The organism is Curtobacterium sp. L1-20 (assembly GCF_048755855.1).
Taxonomy (GTDB): Bacteria; Actinomycetota; Actinomycetes; order Actinomycetales; family Microbacteriaceae; genus Curtobacterium.
This window is the reverse complement of the sequence record NZ_CP151473.1, coordinates 1,097,309-1,111,459: the sequence shown is the minus strand read 5'-3', so window position 1 is coordinate 1,111,459 and position 14,151 is coordinate 1,097,309. Positions and strand designations below refer to the sequence as shown.

Here is a 14,151-nt window from a genome sequence, read left to right as displayed (position 1 = left end):
GGAGCACGACATGAGCGACCTCGGTGACAAGGCGAAGGACTTCGTCGACAGCGACAAGGGCGAGAAGGCGACGGACGCCGGCCTCGACAAGGCGGGCGACGCCGCGGACAAGGCGACGGGCGGTGGCCACGGCGACCAGATCGACAAGGCCGAGCACGCGGCCGACGACAAGATCGGCGAGTAGCGGCGCGGTCCGGGAACGACGGGAGGCGCGGTGCCGGCTGGCACCGCGCCTCCCGTCGTTCCGAGCTCTGCCCGGGCGCGACCCCGTCAGCTCGCGTGGTCCGGGTCCATCCGCGGCACCTGGGTGCGGAACCGCCACCGCCGCAGCGATGCCGTCCGGGCCCAGCGAGCCCGCCGGGCGTCCCGGTCCAGCCCCGGACGTGCCAGGCCGAGCGTCGTGACGAGGGCCAACTCGACGCGCTGCAGCACGGACACGACCCGCGGGCGGTGCAACGCCGTGACGCGGATCGCTCCGTCGGCACGAGCCGCCTCGACCAGCGGATGGAAGGACGTCTCCGAGGCCGACCCGGCGTGATCGACACGCGCAGCACGCACCGCCAGCAGCGGACGACCTGCCGATCGTGCGCGACGGGAGAGATCGGCGTCCTCGCAGTACATGAAGAAGCGCTCGTCGAACGGCCCGAGCGTGCGGAGCACCGCCGTCCGCGCGAAGAGCGCACCACCGCTCACCTTCTCGACCGGCAGCAGCCCGCCGTCACCGAGGTCGTCGGACCATCGCGTCCGCTTCACGATCCGTTCCACGGAGAAGTCCCAGTCGATGTAACTGTCCCGCTCGACCTGGCCGTCCCTGGTCATCCACCCGACCAGGAGCGCCTCGGGCTCCTGCTGCAGGGCTGCGCGGAACGCCGCGAGCGCCGGCGTCTCGAGCGCAGCGTCCGGGTTGAGGACGAGGACGGCTTCGGCGCTGGCCGCGGCGACACCGAGGTTCACCGCACTGCCGAACCCGATGTTCCCCCTGGATTTCACCGGGACGAACCGGACGCCGTCGGGGACGAGCTCCACAGGGAGCGAGCCCCCGTTGTCCACGAGGATCACGGTCACCGTGAGGTCCGCGTGCTGCGCGGCGTCGGCTACGGAGTCCAGGCACCGCCGCAGCAGCGCGCGGTCGGAGTGGAAGTGCACGATGACGACGTCCACGTCGGACGGGGCGGGAGCAGCGAGCGACATCCGACGATACTAGCATGTGATATACATACACGCAGGCTGGGAACGACGGGAGGCGCGGCGCCAGCTGGCACCGCGCCTCCTGTCCGTCTCGTCGAGACGTCCGCGATCAGCCGCGGAAGAAGTCCTGGTACGACGGGTCGCCGACCGGCTGGGAGTGTCCCGGCTCGGCGAGGCGCTGCTCGATCATCGACTGGATGACGTCCGGCGGGGTGAGCCCACGGCGACGCCACTCCATCGGGTTGGCCCGAAGCTGCGTGAGGGTTGCGTGCGTCTGCATGCGACGATCCTCGCACCAAGTACCTAGTTTGCCTAACTACATGTCCCTTTGACGCACTGGGAGCCCCGGCGCGTGGTGCGCCGGGGCTCCCGGTGGTGGTCGCCGACTAGCGGCGGGCGACCTTCGCGGTCGGCTTCGACGTCGCCGAGCCGTCCTGGTACCCCTTCGCCTTCGCGGTCACCTGCACCTGCATGCGGTGGCCGGCGTCGGAGGTCCCGAGCGTGTACTTCTGGTTCGTCGCACCCGACACCGCGGCACCGTCACGGAGCCACTGGTACGAGTACGTCACGCCCTTGGCGTCCCACGAGCCGTGGTGCGCCGTGAGCTTCTTCCCGACGGTCGGGTTGCCGCTCACCGTCACGGCGCTGCCCTTCCGCAGCGTCACGACCGGAGCCGCGACCGTCGCCGACACCGTGTCCGCCTGGTCGCCCACGGCGTTGCCGAGGTGGAGCAGGAGGATCCGGGCGTCGGCGACACCGGCGCCGCGGGTCACCTGGAGCGAACCGCGGTCGGCGAAGAGCACGCCGGTCGTGGAGCCCTGTGCGAAGGTGACCGCCGGCTTCGTCGGGTCGTAGGTCGCTTCGGCCGTCTCGTCGACGACGTAGGAACCGCTCGTGGCGAGTGCCGGTGCGTACGCCGACTCGGTGAGGACCGAGTAGGTGAACGCCTTCGTCGCGCCGATCGTGGCCGCGTCCACGGTGAGGACCTTCACCGCGCTGTCGAACGTGTTCACGTCCTGCCCGGGTGCTCCGCCGTTCAACGGCTGCGCGTCGACGGTCTCGCCGGTGGCGATGTCCACGGTCGTGGCGAGCGTCGCGTCCACCGTCGCCGACTTCGCGTCGTACACCAGGTAGTCCGGCGTGCCGTCACGGTCGGTGTCGATGAGCACCTCGACGTTGGTCACCGCGCCCGGATTCGCGTCCGGGCCGGCCGTCTGGACGCCGAACGCGAGCGTGCCGGACGCCGTGTCGAAGTTCGCGCCGAAGGCCCGGACGTCCGCCGCCTGCAGCGACTGCTTCGCCGCGCCGGCCGGGAACGACTCCTGGCCGTCCGTCCCGCCGAGCACGAACGGAGCGACCGCCGCGTGGTAGCCGGTCGTCGCGTCGCCCTGGTCGACCGTGCGGCCGGTGAGGGTGAGGTCCGCAGTGTTCCCCGCGGCCGGGAACTCGACGTCGGAACCGTGCACGGCGCTGACCGGCTTCGGCGCCACGTAGGCCCCGAGGCGCAGCGGGTTCAGCTTCTCGTCGGTCGGCGTGAAGGACACGACGCCCGACTCGGCGGCGACGAACTCGCGCTGGTAGCCCGACTGCACCGACTCCTGGGTGGGGTCGATGACGCGGCGGAGCTGCGACGGGTCGGCGATCGTGAACGTGAGCTTGACGGTCGCGGTGCCGTGCGCCGGAGCGGTGACCCGCTTCGTGCTCAGCGAGAACGCGACGCCCGGCTGGTCCACCTGGGCCTGGTACGCCACGTCGTACGTGTGCGGCCGGCCGTCGGTGTTCTGGATCTGCAGGGTGCGGGACTCGCTGGTCTTCCCGGCGACCTCGACGACACCGTACGAGGCGGTGACGAGCTGGTCGTTCTCGATGCTGCGCACCGTGGTGCCGGCGGTGACCGCCTGCAGTGCGTCGACCCGGCCGGTGCCCTGGCGGAGCAGCGTGGCCGTGCGGTCACCCTGCTGCACGTCGTGCGTCGCCGTGTTCATGACGGCGGCCTTCACCTGCGGAGCCGTCCACGACGGGTGCGACTCGAAGGTCAGCGCCACGATGCCGGCGACGTGCGGGGTGGCCATGGAGGTGCCGCTCATCGACATGCGGCCGTCACCGGTGCCGTTCGCCGCGGAGATCACGTTGACCCCGGGGCCGGCGACGTCCGGCTTGACGATGTCGTCGAACGAGCCGTGCACGCCGCGGCTGGTGAAGGACGCGAGCGTGTTCACGTTCGCCTCCTCCGTCGCCAGCTCGGAGCCCTCGAGCTCCTCGGCGAACCGCACGTGCAGGGTCCCGGCCTGCGCAGCGGCCTGGAGGCGCGACACGCTGTCCGAGGTCAGCTCGGCACCCGGGATGGTCGCGTTGCCCGCGATGCCGGAGTCGAAGCTCGTCACCGTGCCGGCGAGCAGGACGCCGATGCCGCCCGCTGCCTGCACGTTGTTGAAGCGCACACCGGAGCCGCACTCGAGCGCGGCGTCGGTCCACTTCAGCCAGACGACCTTGCCCGCGATCTTCGCGGCCTCGTCGGCGCTGAACGCCGCGCAGCCGTCGATGTTCGTGCTCGGGACGACGACGTCGCCCTCGACCGGCAGGTCGCCCTGGTAGTTCTGCGAGTACTGCGAGCGGTAGGTACCTGCGACGTCGGCCGGCGCGGTGGCCTGCACGCCGTCGAAGAGCGACTGGCCGGTGGCGCTGGCGGCCACGGTCAGGGCGCCCTCGGCGTTCCCCGGCGACCCACCCACGTCGGTGAAGTCGTCGGCGTTGCCCGAGGCGATGACCGGCAGGACACCGCGCGCGGTGAGCGCGTCGATCTTGGCGTTGTCCGGGTCGTCCGGCGCGCCGTAGTCGGAACCGAGCGACAGGTTGAGGACGTTGATGTCCTTCCCCTCGGTCAGCGACTGGCCCACCCAGTCGAGCGCGGCACCGGTGAGGTCGGTCGAACCGCCGCCGTCACCGAACACCTTGAGCGCGTAGAGGCCGGCCTCGGGCGCCGAGCCTGGACCGATCCACATGTCCTGCACCTGCTGCGTGGTGAGCTTGGTGTAGTCGCCCTCGAAGGTCGTCTTGTCGGCGTCGAGCCCGTAGCCCGCAGCGGTGCCGGAGACGTGGGTGCCGTGGTCGCCGCCCTTGCCGTCGATCGGGTTCGCGTCCGGCGCCGGGGTCGGGTCGTAGGCGGGGTCGCTGCTGTCCGCGTTGTAGGTCGGGCCGGCGAAGTCGTAGCCGCCGAGGTACTTCGACGCGTCGTACCAGCTGGGGTCCGGAGCGCTGGTGCTCGCGAGTGCCTCGTCGTAGGCGGCGGTGGTGCCGGGGCCGCCGAAGTCCGCCTGGGTGTAGTCGAGGCCGGTGTCGAGCACGGCGATGTTGACGCCCTTGCCCGTGCGACCGGTCTGCTGCCACGCGTCCAGCGAGCGCGTGTAGACGTCGCTCGCCGCGTTCTTCGGGGCGACGCCGTCGGCGCCGGGCTCCGCGAGGCTCGGGTCGACGCCGCTCGGGGCCGCGTCGGCGCGGTCGTTGACCGTGGGGTCGACGATCTTCTTCGGGGTGAGCGGGATCACGCTCTCGACGTCCGACCGGGCGGCGACCTTCCGCAGGGCCGCGACGTCGGCGACGACGGCGACGCCGGGCACGGTGTACTCGGTCGAGTAGAGCTCGGTCGCGTCGCCGTCGGCCTGCTTCACGGCGTCGGTGACGGCGTCGGTCGCCGAGGTGATGGCCTTCACACGCTGCTTCGCTGCGGCGGAGGGGGTCTTCGACTTCGTGAGGTCCCCGCCCTTCGCCTTCGCGTCGACCTCCAGCGCACCCTGACCGGTCGTCCGCACGAAGGCGGCGATGGTCTTGGCGGGCTTGGCGTCGCGCAACGGCTGCGCGAGCTTGAGGTCCGCCGCGGTCAGCCCGGAGGGGGCGGCCGAGGCGGCTCCGCCGACGGCGAGGCCGCCACACGCCAGGGCCGCGGCGGCGAGGCCCGCGGTCAGGACGCGCGCGAGGCGGAGCGGGTTCGGGTTGGGTCCGGTGTTCGGTGTTGCACGGTTCAAAGGGCGCACTCCCGGTTCGTCCGTGTTCTGTGATGAATTCCTGTGAAGTTATGCGGTTCCTCTCAGGGACCGCAGTCGGCACTTTGGGGGACGCCCCTCGTTCGGGGGTGGCGATCCTGATAACTTGCACACCGGTGTGCACGTTATTACGATGGGCTCGTGACCACAGCAGACCAGCCCGGACGCGCGCCCCGCCGCGACGCGACCGAGAACCGGGCCGCCCTCGTCGAGGCCGCGCGGACCGTCCTGCAGGGCGACCCCGACGCCTCGCTCGAGTCCATCGCCGCCGCGGCCGGACTCTCGCGGCGTGCGGTCTACGGACACTTCCCCTCCCGCGACGACCTCGTGCGCGAGGTGGTCACCGCCGGCGCCGCCCGGATCGCCGCCGCGATGCCGACGACCTCCGACCTCGGGGTGCTCCCCCCGGCGGCGCGCCTGGCGGCCATCGCGGTGACCCTCTGGACCGAGGTCTCCCACGTCCGGTCGATGGCCCGGGTGGCCGTCCGCAGCCCGTTCGTCGAGCCCGTCGCCGAGGTGTTCGCACCGCTGCGCGCCCAGGTCCGCGACGCGTGCGCCCTCGGGATCGCCGAGGGCGCGATGCGCGACGACGTCGACCCGGCCACCCTCGGCCGGCTGGTCGAGGGCGCGTGCATCGCCGTGCTCGACGAGGCCACCCGCTCGGGGACCTCCGACGAGGACGGTCGTCGCATGGTCGTCCTGTCCGCGCTCGGCATGGCCGGCATCGACTGGCGCACCGCGATGCTCTCCGAGCCGGTCACCCCCGCTCTCACACCGAAGGACCTCGCATGACCCTCGAACTCGACCACGTGGGCATCGGCGACGAGCCCGGCGCGCCGCTGCCCGTCGTCTCCGCCGTCGCCGCTGCCGGACGCCCCGGGGTGATCGCCGTCGAGACCGAGCAGGCACCGGTCCTGGCATCGCTCGTCGCCGGCGGACGGATGCGACCGGACAGGGGCCGCGTCCTGCTCGACGGCCACGACGACCCGGCCGGCATCCGGCGCGCGTTCGCGCTCGTGGACACCCCCGGCGTCGCCGAGCCGTTCCCGGTCATGACGATCGAGCAGGTCGTCCGCGAAGAACTCGCCTACGCCGGACGACGTCCCTCCCGACAGCACGTCGAGACCGTCCTCGACGAACTCGGCCTGCAGCACGTCCGCGGCACGCACGTCCAGCGGGTGCCGACCGACGTGCGCGTCCGACTGCTCGTCGAGCTCGCGCTGCTGCGCGACGGGGTGACCGGGATCGTCCTCACCTCGCCCGAGCGCCACGGGGGTGCCGTCGAGGACTGGTTCGCCGTCGTGCGCGACGTCGTGCGCCGTGACGTGACCGTCGTGCTGGTGACGTCGAAGGCCGCCGCAGCCACCGTCGAGCACCTCCTCCAGACCGTCGCGACGCCCGGCGCTGCCGAGGCGTCCGACACCACCCAGACCGAGGGTCCCGAGGACGCGACCCGGATCGACGGGACCGAGCCGCGCCTCCAGGCCGACGCCGGGACCGCCGCCGACGAAACCCACGCCGTCCCGACGGAGGCAACCAAGTGACCACCACCTCGCTCGTCCGCGCCGAACTCGCGCGCCTCACCGCGACGCCGCTCGCCCGACTCGCGTTCATCGCGCTGATGATCGTGCCGCTGCTCTACGGCGGTGCGTACCTGTGGGCCAACCGCGACCCCTACGCCAAGCTCGATCAGGTCCCGGCCGCGATCGTGGACCAGGACGCCGGGGCGACCCTCGACGGCGACCACGTCGACTACGGCGCGGACGTCACGAAGGAGGCCGTCGACGGCGGTGCGTTCAAGTGGACGGAGACTTCTGCGTCCGTCGCACGCTCCGGCGTCCGGAACGGCACCTACGACTTCGTCGTGACCATCCCGCACGACTTCTCCGCGTCCCTGGTGTCGGCGCGGTCCGACGACCCGAAGCGGGCGAAGCTCGTGATGACCACCGCCGACACGAACTCGTACCTCGCGTCGACCATCGCCGAGCAGGCGGGCAAGACCATGCGCACCGCGGTCGCGGAGCGGGTCGGCAAGCAGGCGGCGAAGACCCTGCTCGTCGGACTGGCCGACGTGCGGGACAGCCTCGGGGACGCCGTGGACGGTGCCGGGCAGCTCGCGACCGGGGCGTCCGACGCGGCGACCGGGGCGGCGACGCTCGCGGACGGCACGGGCAAGCTCTCGGACGGTGCGTCCGCCCTGGCGAAGGGCACCGCGCAACTGCCGACGCAGACGAAGCAGCTGGACGCCGGGGCGCAGCAGGTCGCGTCCGGTGCGGCCACGCTGTCCTCGGGGCTCGCCACGGCGAAGCAGCAGACCGCGACCCTGCCGGCCGACACGACGAAGCTCGCCGACGGAGCGCAGAAGGTCGCGGCAGGGAACAAGCAGTTGGCCGACACGGTCGACGCCGCGAGCGACGACGTCGACGCACTCCAGCCGGTCGACGCGGACACCGTGCTCGCCCAGATCCAGGCGAACCTGCCCGAGGGCGTGACGCTGAGCGACGAGCAGACCGCCGCGATCACGAAGGCGGTGACCGACGTCAACGCCGCCGGCACCCGGGCGAAGACCACGTACGAGACCACGAAGTCCTCGGTCGATCAGCTCCGCGACGGCTCCGCGCAGGTCGCGGCGGGGACCGCAGCGCTCGCCAAGGCCGCACCGACCCTGTCCTCCGGGATCGCCTCCGCGGCCACGGGGGCGTCGGACCTGTCCGCCGGCGCGACGAAGGTCGCGTCGGGCACGGCAGCGCTCGCCAAGGCGGCGCCGACCCTGTCGTCCGGGGCGTCGTCGCTCGCCACGGGTGCCGCCTCGGCCGACACCGGCGCGGACTCGCTGGCCTCCGGGCTGACGAAGCTGCAGACCGGGTCGTCCGAGCTCGCGTCGAAGCTCGACGAGGGACGGACGAGGATCCCGGCGTCGACGGCGTCCCAGCGGAACGACCAGGCGTCGGTGATCTCCGACCCGGTCAAGGTCGGGACGGACGACGTCGCGTCCGCGTCGAACTACGGCGCCGGACTGGCACCGTTCTTCATCTCGCTCGCCGCCTGGATCGGCATGTACGCGCTCTTCCTCATCCTCAAGCCCATCTCGAAGCGGGCGATCACGGCGGTCCGGAAGCCCCTCGCCGTGGTGTTCGGCGGGTGGCTGACGCCGGCGCTGCTCGGGCTCGTGCAGATGGTGGCGCTGTTCCTCATCGTGCGGTTCGCGCTCGACCTGGACGTCGTGCACGCCGGCGGCACGATCGGGATCATGGTGCTCGCCTCGGCGACGTTCGCGGCGATCATCATGGCGCTCAACGTGCTGCTCGGATCCGTGGGGCAGTTCCTCGGCCTGGTGCTCATGCTCGTGCAGCTGGTGACCGCCGGCGGGACCTTCCCGTGGCAGACGCTGCCGGGACCGTTGGCGGCGCTGCACTTCGCGCTGCCGATGACGTACTCGGTCGACGCCATCCGGCAGACGATGTACGGCGGGGACCTCGGCACGGCGTGGTCGGACGCGGGTGTCCTGGCGTGCTGGCTGCTCGGTGCCCTGCTCGTGTCGTTCGTGGTGACCGCTCGGCAGACCCGCTCGCGGACGCTGCGCGACCTGCGGCCGAGCCTGATCGGGTAGGACCCGGGGCGCGGCCGCGGGGCGCCGCCAGGTGCCGCGCGCTCCCGCGCCCCGGCGCCCACCCCGCGCCGCCCCGCTACGATCGACGACGAGCCATGGAGGTCGATGCAGATCATGGGAGCCGGCAAACCCGCGACCATCTACGACGTCGCCGCGCGCGCCGGGGTCTCGAAGTCCCTCGTCTCGCTCGTGCTGCAGCGCTCCCCGCGGGTGAGCCAGCAGCGGCGCGACGCCGTGCTCAAGGCCATCCAGGAGCTCGACTACCGCCCCTCCACGGCGGCCGTGTCCCTCGCCGGCACCCGGAGCCGGACGGTCGGCGTGGTGCTGGACGACTTCCGGAACCAGTGGTTCGTGGACCTCCTGACGGGCCTGCGCGAAGCACTGCAGGACCAGGGTCACCGCCTCGTGGTCGCCGACCGGTTCCTCAACACCGGGCTCGACGTCTCGCCGGTCGAGGGCTTCCTGTCGATGCGGGTCGAGGGCCTGGTCATCGCCGGCGAGCCCGACACCGACCTGGCGATCCCCGCATCGACGCCGCTGGTCATCGCCGGCGGTCGTGTCACGATCCCGCGTGCGGACACCGTCGCGAACGACGACCGCGCCGGCGGACGCATGGCGGCGGAGCACCTGCTCGGCCTCGGACACGTCCGGCTCGGGTTCGTCGGGGCGCGGTCGGCCGCGTCGGCCGAACGTCGAGCCGGGTTCGTCGAGGGGGTCGGGTCCGCGGCGTCGGTCGCGGTCGTCGTGCTGCCGGACGAGCCGACCGAGGAAGCGGGCTCCCGCGCCGTCGGGCAGCTGCTCGACGAGCACCCGGACGTCACGGCCGTCTTCGCTGCGAACGACGTGATGGCGATCGGTGCGCTCTCGGAGCTGGCCGCCCGGGGCCTGCGCGTCCCGGAGGACGTCTCGGTGATGGGCTACGACGACACCCCGCTGGCCGCGACGCGGTACGTGGGACTGACGAGCATCGACGACCGCAGCGTCGACATCGGACGCGGGGCCGGCGAACGGTTGCTCGCGAGGATCGCGGACCCGTCGCTCGCGGCGACCGAGGTCCTCGTCGAACCGCGCCTGGTCGCCCGACGCACCACGGCGACGCGCTGACGCGCTGACGCGCTGACGCGCTGCCCTGCGGCCGGACGGGAGGCGCCGCGCACCTCCGCCGGGTCGGGCGCGTCCCGGTCGCCGTCCCGACCCGGTCCTGGTCCGTCCGCCAGGGACGCCGCGGATCAGGGCAGTCCGGCGTGCTGCACGACCCAGCTGTGCATGACGATCGCGGCGGCAGCCGAGGCGTTGATGCTCCGCGTCGAGCCGAACTGCGTGATCTCGAGGTGCCCGTCCGCGCCGGCGACCGCCTCGTCGGTGAGCCCGGGGCCCTCCTGTCCGAACAGGAACACGCACCGCTCCGGGACGGCAGCGGACTCGATCCGCTCGGCACCGGGGGTGTTGTCGATCGCGATCACCGGGCGTCCCTCGTCCCGCATCGCCGTCAGGAAGGCCGCGACGTCCGGGTGGTGTCGGACGTGCTGGTAGCGGTCGGTCACCATCGCGCCGCGCTTGTTCCACCGGCGGCGTCCGATGATGTGCACCGTGCCGGCGAGGAACGCGTTCGCGCTCCGGACGATCGACCCGATGTTCAGGTCGTGCTGCCAGTTCTCGATCGCGACGTCGAACGCGTGCCTGCGGGTGTCGAGGTCGGCGACGATCGCCTCCATCGACCAGTACCGGAACCGGTCGACCACGTTGCGGGTGTCCCCGGCCGCCAGGAGCTCGGGGTCGAGCCGCGGATCGTCGGGCCACGGCTCAGGATGCGGTCCGACGCCGTTCGTCGTCCGCTCGTGCGACGGTTCGGGCGCTTCGGTCACGCCCCCAGCGTACGGCCGGGGGCCGGGCGCCTCGCGCGGGGGGAGGGGCTCGGCCGGCTCCGGGCGAGCGGCGGGTCAGCGGATGCGCGCCTCGATCCCGGCGATGAGGACGTCGAGCCCGAGCACGAAGCGGTCGTCGTACGAGTGCGTCCCGAGCAGCTCCCCCACGAGGGCGTGCCGCTCGGGCCGACCGGCCTCGCGGTCGCCGCGCCCGATCTGCACCGAGGTGTGGCCGACGACGAAGTCGTAGACCACGAAGAACGCGTACATCGCCTCGGCATCGGACAGGCCGGCCTCGCGCAGTGCTCCGACGACCTTCGCCACCACGGCGTCGGACTCCGTCGACACCAGGGCACCCTTGCGGCTGTGCGACTCGAGGACGAGCGGGTGGGTCTGCATCAGGTCGCGGAAGGTGGTGGCGAAGGTCCGGACGACCGCGTGCCACTCGGACGGCCAGACGAACGTCGCGGTGAACTCGTCGACGGTGCGTCGGACGAGTTCGGCGTGCAGGTCGTCGAGTCCGCCGATGGTCCGGTGCACCGTCATCGGCGCGACGCCGAGCCGGGCGCCGAGGGCGCGGAAGGACAGGCGGTCGATGCCGTCCTCGTTCGCGATGGCCGTCGCCGCGTCGACCACCTGCTCGCGACCGAGGGCGTTCGGGCGGCCACGGCGTCGTCGCGGAGTGCCCTCGGCCTGCTCCGGCGCCGCGGTGGGCCGGGGTGTGACGGTCGGGGTTCCGGGTTCGACGAGCACTTCGGGTCTCCTTGATTCGGTACGTGTCCCGGAAAGCCTAGGGCAGAGCCGACCGGCGTTCGGTGTCCCGACCGTCCCGGTACCGCGACCGACCGGCACGAGCCGACCCGCGCCTCCCGGCCTCCGCGGAGGCGGCACCGAGCCGGGCCGTCACGGCCGCGCACTAGGGTGAGGAGCATGGCAACCCGCGACGAGGTCGAGTGCTGGCTGACCGACATGGACGGCGTGCTCGTCCACGAGAACCAGGCGCTCCCGGGCGCGCCGGAGCTCATCCAGCAGTGGCTGGACGAGGGCACGGAGTTCCTCGTCCTCACGAACAACTCGATCTTCACGCCGCGCGACCTCAGCGCCCGGCTCCGCTGGTCCGGGCTCGAGGTGCCGGAGGAACGCATCTGGACGTCGGCCCTCGCCACGGCGGACTTCTGCAGGTCGCAGATGCCCGGCGGCTCCGCGTTCGTGATCGGCGAGGCCGGCATGACGACGGCACTGCACGAGGCCGGCTTCATCATGACCGAGACCGCACCGGACTACGTCGTCGTCGGCGAGACCCGCAACTACTCGTTCGAGGCGATCACGAAGGCCGTCCGGCTCATCCGTGACGGTGCGCGCTTCATCGTCACGAACCCGGACGCGACCGGCCCGAGCGCCGAGGGCGTCCTGCCGGCGACGGGCGCGATCGCCGCCATGATCGAGAAGGCCACCGGCAAGCAGCCCTACGTCGTCGGCAAGCCGAACCCGATGATGTTCCGCTCGGCGATGAACCGGATCGGCGCGCACTCCGAGAACACCGGCATGATCGGCGACCGGATGGACACCGACGTGCAGGCCGGCATCGAGGCGGGGCTCCACACCGTGCTCGTCATGACCGGCATCAGCGACCAGGCGGAGATCGACCGGTACCCGTTCCGCCCGAGCGAGGTCATCTCCGGCGTGCACGAGCTGGTCAGGACCGAGCCGTTCGAGGTCGAGATCTAGCGGTGCGCTGGGACCCGGACCGGTACGCCGCGTTCGCGGACGACCGCGCCCGCCCCTTCCACGACCTGGTCGCGCAGGTCGCGTGGGCGGCCGGGGACGGCCGGGAGGCGCCCCGTCGCGTCGTCGACCTCGGCTGCGGCCCCGGGACCCTCACCGCCACGTTGGCAGCGCGGTGGCGTTCGTCGACGGTGGTCGGGATCGACTCCTCGGCGGAGATGCTGGCGTCGGTGCCGGCCGCGCCGAACCTCGCCTTCGAACTCGGCGCGATCGAGGACTGGACGCCCGGCCCGACCGACGACGTCGTCGTGACGAACGCCGCGCTGCAGTGGGTGCCGTCGCACGTGTCGCTGTTGCCGCGGTGGCTCGGGGCGATGCCGTCCGGGTCGTGGTTCGCGATGCAGGTGCCGGGCAACTTCGGGTCGCCGTCGCACGCGCTCATGCGGTCGGTCGCGGCCGACGGCCCGTGGGCCTCCGCTCTCGACGGTGTCCTCCGGGCGGACCCCGTGCTCGACCCCGCCGGGTACCTCGGCGTCCTGCTCGATGCCGGCTTCGACGCGCGCGCGTGGGAGACGACCTACGCGCAGCTGCTGCCGGGACCGGACCCGGTGCTGTCGTGGGTGCGCGGGACGGGGCTCCGGCCGGCCCTGGCCGCGCTCGACGCGGCCGACCCCTCGGGTGCGCTCACCGCGGCCTACACGGAGCGGTACGCGGCGGCGCTCCGCGAGGCGTACCCGGCGAGCGCCCACGGCACGGTGTACCCGTTCCGCCGGGTCTTCGCCGTCGGCCGCAAGCGCTGACGCGGCGCGCGCCCGCTGCGCCTACTCGACGGTGACGAGCGTGCCGAGCGGGAGGGCGTTCACCGCGGCGACTGCCTCGGCGTCGAGCCGCACGCACCCGTGCGACACCGCGCCCGAGGTGGTGGCGTTCCAGTGCAGGCCGATGAGCCCGCCGTCGTGGCCGCCGTACGGCTCGTCGGCCGCACTCGAGTGCAGGGAGGTCAGCTGGATCGGGTGGTCGCCGGTGCCCTGCGCCGGGTCGACGTACCGCTGCTCCAGGTAACCCGTGACCCCGGTCGGCGTCGGGGTGTCCGCCGTGCCGACCCCCGCGTCGAAGCGGTGCGTCACGGCGCCGGACCCGTCGACGATCGACACCGTCTGGTCCTTCGTCGAGATCACCACGCGCGAGGTCGGGGTCGCTGCCGCTCGCAGCGACGCCACCGGCACCCACGCCGATGTCTGCGCCGCGGCCCCCGCACCGTGCGAGGTCGAGGGGAGCTGCTGCCGCGCCGGGGTGAGGACGAGCTCCCAGTCCCCCTCGCGCCGGAGCCCGACGACCGTCGTCGGCTGGCGCAGGAAGTCCGACGCGGCGAACCGGGCGACGGGTGCCGTGCGGGCAGGACCGAACAGGGGTGCGTCGGCGCGGAGGTGGAACACCGTGGCCGCGGTGACCGTGCGGTCGAACGGCATGAGCCCGGCGACGACGGCGGAGTACTGCGCCTCCGGCAGTGCGGCGAGCGCGGCGGCGCCGACGTGCGGGACCGCGGGTACTGCCGACGCGGACGGCGACGACGTCGGTGCGGGCACGGACGCGGACGACGACGAGGTCGCACCTCCGAGCAGCGGCACCGCGACCGCGGCGGTCACGGCGACGATCGCGGCGGCGACGCCGACGGTGGTCCAGAGGGTGCGGGTGCGCATGGCGGGTGCTCCAGGGAGGTGCG

Annotated in this window: 13 protein-coding genes; 7 read left to right on the top strand and 6 right to left on the bottom strand. The window is 72.7% G+C overall.

The window, feature by feature from the left end:
• Nucleotides 1-10 precede the first annotated feature (10 nt).
• Complete coding sequence (locus tag AAEP86_RS06785; RefSeq protein WP_420369779.1) at nucleotides 11-184, top strand: antitoxin; 174 nt, start codon at nucleotides 11-13, stop codon at nucleotides 182-184.
• A gap of 86 nt (nucleotides 185-270) precedes the next feature.
• Here AAEP86_RS06785 and AAEP86_RS06780 read toward each other — a convergent pair whose 3' ends face one another.
• From AAEP86_RS06780 to AAEP86_RS06770, 3 genes are all read right to left on the bottom strand, one after another.
• The gene (locus AAEP86_RS06780) at nucleotides 271-1,191 is read right to left on the bottom strand and encodes a glycosyltransferase (protein WP_420369778.1); all 921 of its coding nucleotides are present in this window, start codon (nucleotides 1,189-1,191) and stop codon (nucleotides 271-273) included.
• Nucleotides 1,192-1,297: 106 nt separating this feature from the next.
• Nucleotides 1,298-1,468 (bottom strand): hypothetical protein, encoded by a 171-nt coding sequence (locus tag AAEP86_RS06775; protein ID WP_420369777.1) that lies wholly within the window; start codon nucleotides 1,466-1,468, stop codon nucleotides 1,298-1,300.
• 106 nt (nucleotides 1,469-1,574) lie between these two features.
• Nucleotides 1,575-5,210 (bottom strand): S8 family serine peptidase, encoded by a 3,636-nt coding sequence (locus AAEP86_RS06770; RefSeq protein WP_420369776.1) that lies wholly within the window; start codon nucleotides 5,208-5,210, stop codon nucleotides 1,575-1,577.
• A 159-nt stretch (nucleotides 5,211-5,369) separates the two neighbouring features.
• On the opposite strand from AAEP86_RS06770, the gene AAEP86_RS06765 reads away from it, so the two are divergent.
• From AAEP86_RS06765 to AAEP86_RS06750, 4 genes are all read left to right on the top strand, one after another.
• Nucleotides 5,370-6,020, top strand: coding sequence for a TetR/AcrR family transcriptional regulator (locus tag AAEP86_RS06765; RefSeq protein WP_420369775.1), 651 nt, complete (start codon nucleotides 5,370-5,372; stop codon nucleotides 6,018-6,020).
• A complete protein-coding gene (locus AAEP86_RS06760; RefSeq protein WP_420369774.1) occupies nucleotides 6,017-6,772 on the top strand; it encodes a hypothetical protein in 756 nt (251 codons plus the stop codon). The genes AAEP86_RS06765 and AAEP86_RS06760 overlap by 4 nt, the downstream gene beginning before the upstream one ends.
• Nucleotides 6,769-8,838 (top strand): YhgE/Pip family protein, encoded by a 2,070-nt coding sequence (locus tag AAEP86_RS06755; protein WP_420369773.1) that lies wholly within the window; start codon nucleotides 6,769-6,771, stop codon nucleotides 8,836-8,838. The genes AAEP86_RS06760 and AAEP86_RS06755 overlap by 4 nt, the downstream gene beginning before the upstream one ends.
• 105 nt (nucleotides 8,839-8,943) lie before the next feature.
• Complete coding sequence (locus AAEP86_RS06750) at nucleotides 8,944-9,942, top strand: LacI family DNA-binding transcriptional regulator (protein WP_420369772.1); 999 nt, start codon at nucleotides 8,944-8,946, stop codon at nucleotides 9,940-9,942.
• Nucleotides 9,943-10,067: 125 nt separating this feature from the next.
• Here the strand turns inward: AAEP86_RS06750 and AAEP86_RS06745 are convergent, their stop codons facing one another.
• Nucleotides 10,068-10,703, bottom strand: a complete 636-nt coding sequence (locus AAEP86_RS06745) for a TrmH family RNA methyltransferase (protein WP_420369771.1) — start codon at nucleotides 10,701-10,703, stop codon at nucleotides 10,068-10,070.
• A 75-nt stretch (nucleotides 10,704-10,778) separates the two neighbouring features.
• On the bottom strand, nucleotides 10,779-11,456 hold the full coding sequence (locus AAEP86_RS06740) for a TetR/AcrR family transcriptional regulator C-terminal domain-containing protein (RefSeq protein WP_420369770.1): 678 nt from the start codon (nucleotides 11,454-11,456) through the stop codon (nucleotides 10,779-10,781).
• A 177-nt stretch (nucleotides 11,457-11,633) separates the two neighbouring features.
• Here AAEP86_RS06740 and AAEP86_RS06735 point away from each other — a divergent pair, with 177 nt between their 5' ends.
• A complete protein-coding gene (locus AAEP86_RS06735) occupies nucleotides 11,634-12,431 on the top strand; it encodes an HAD-IIA family hydrolase (RefSeq protein WP_420369769.1) in 798 nt (265 codons plus the stop codon).
• Nucleotides 12,432-12,433: 2 nt separating this feature from the next.
• Nucleotides 12,434-13,228 (top strand): methyltransferase domain-containing protein, encoded by a 795-nt coding sequence (locus AAEP86_RS06730; RefSeq protein WP_420369768.1) that lies wholly within the window; start codon nucleotides 12,434-12,436, stop codon nucleotides 13,226-13,228.
• Nucleotides 13,229-13,249: 21 nt separating this feature from the next.
• Here the strand turns inward: AAEP86_RS06730 and AAEP86_RS06725 are convergent, their stop codons facing one another.
• On the bottom strand, nucleotides 13,250-14,128 hold the full coding sequence (locus tag AAEP86_RS06725) for a L,D-transpeptidase (protein WP_420369767.1): 879 nt from the start codon (nucleotides 14,126-14,128) through the stop codon (nucleotides 13,250-13,252).
• Nucleotides 14,129-14,151: the final 23 nt, after the last annotated feature.

Bases quoted from the DNA above. Each gene is read 5' to 3' on its own strand.
- AAEP86_RS06785 (WP_420369779.1), top strand. From the start codon at position 11: ATGAGCGACCTCGGTGACAAGGCGAAGGACTTCGTCGACAGCGACAAG.
- AAEP86_RS06780 (WP_420369778.1), bottom strand. From the start codon at position 1,191: ATGTCGCTCGCTGCTCCCGCCCCGTCCGACGTGGACGTCGTCATCGTG.
- AAEP86_RS06775 (WP_420369777.1), bottom strand. From the start codon at position 1,468: ATGCAGACGCACGCAACCCTCACGCAGCTTCGGGCCAACCCGATGGAG.
- AAEP86_RS06760 (WP_420369774.1), top strand. From the start codon at position 6,017: ATGACCCTCGAACTCGACCACGTGGGCATCGGCGACGAGCCCGGCGCG.
- AAEP86_RS06750 (WP_420369772.1), top strand. From the start codon at position 8,944: ATGCAGATCATGGGAGCCGGCAAACCCGCGACCATCTACGACGTCGCC.
- AAEP86_RS06735 (WP_420369769.1), top strand. From the start codon at position 11,634: ATGGCAACCCGCGACGAGGTCGAGTGCTGGCTGACCGACATGGACGGC.
- AAEP86_RS06725 (WP_420369767.1), bottom strand. From the start codon at position 14,128: ATGCGCACCCGCACCCTCTGGACCACCGTCGGCGTCGCCGCCGCGATC.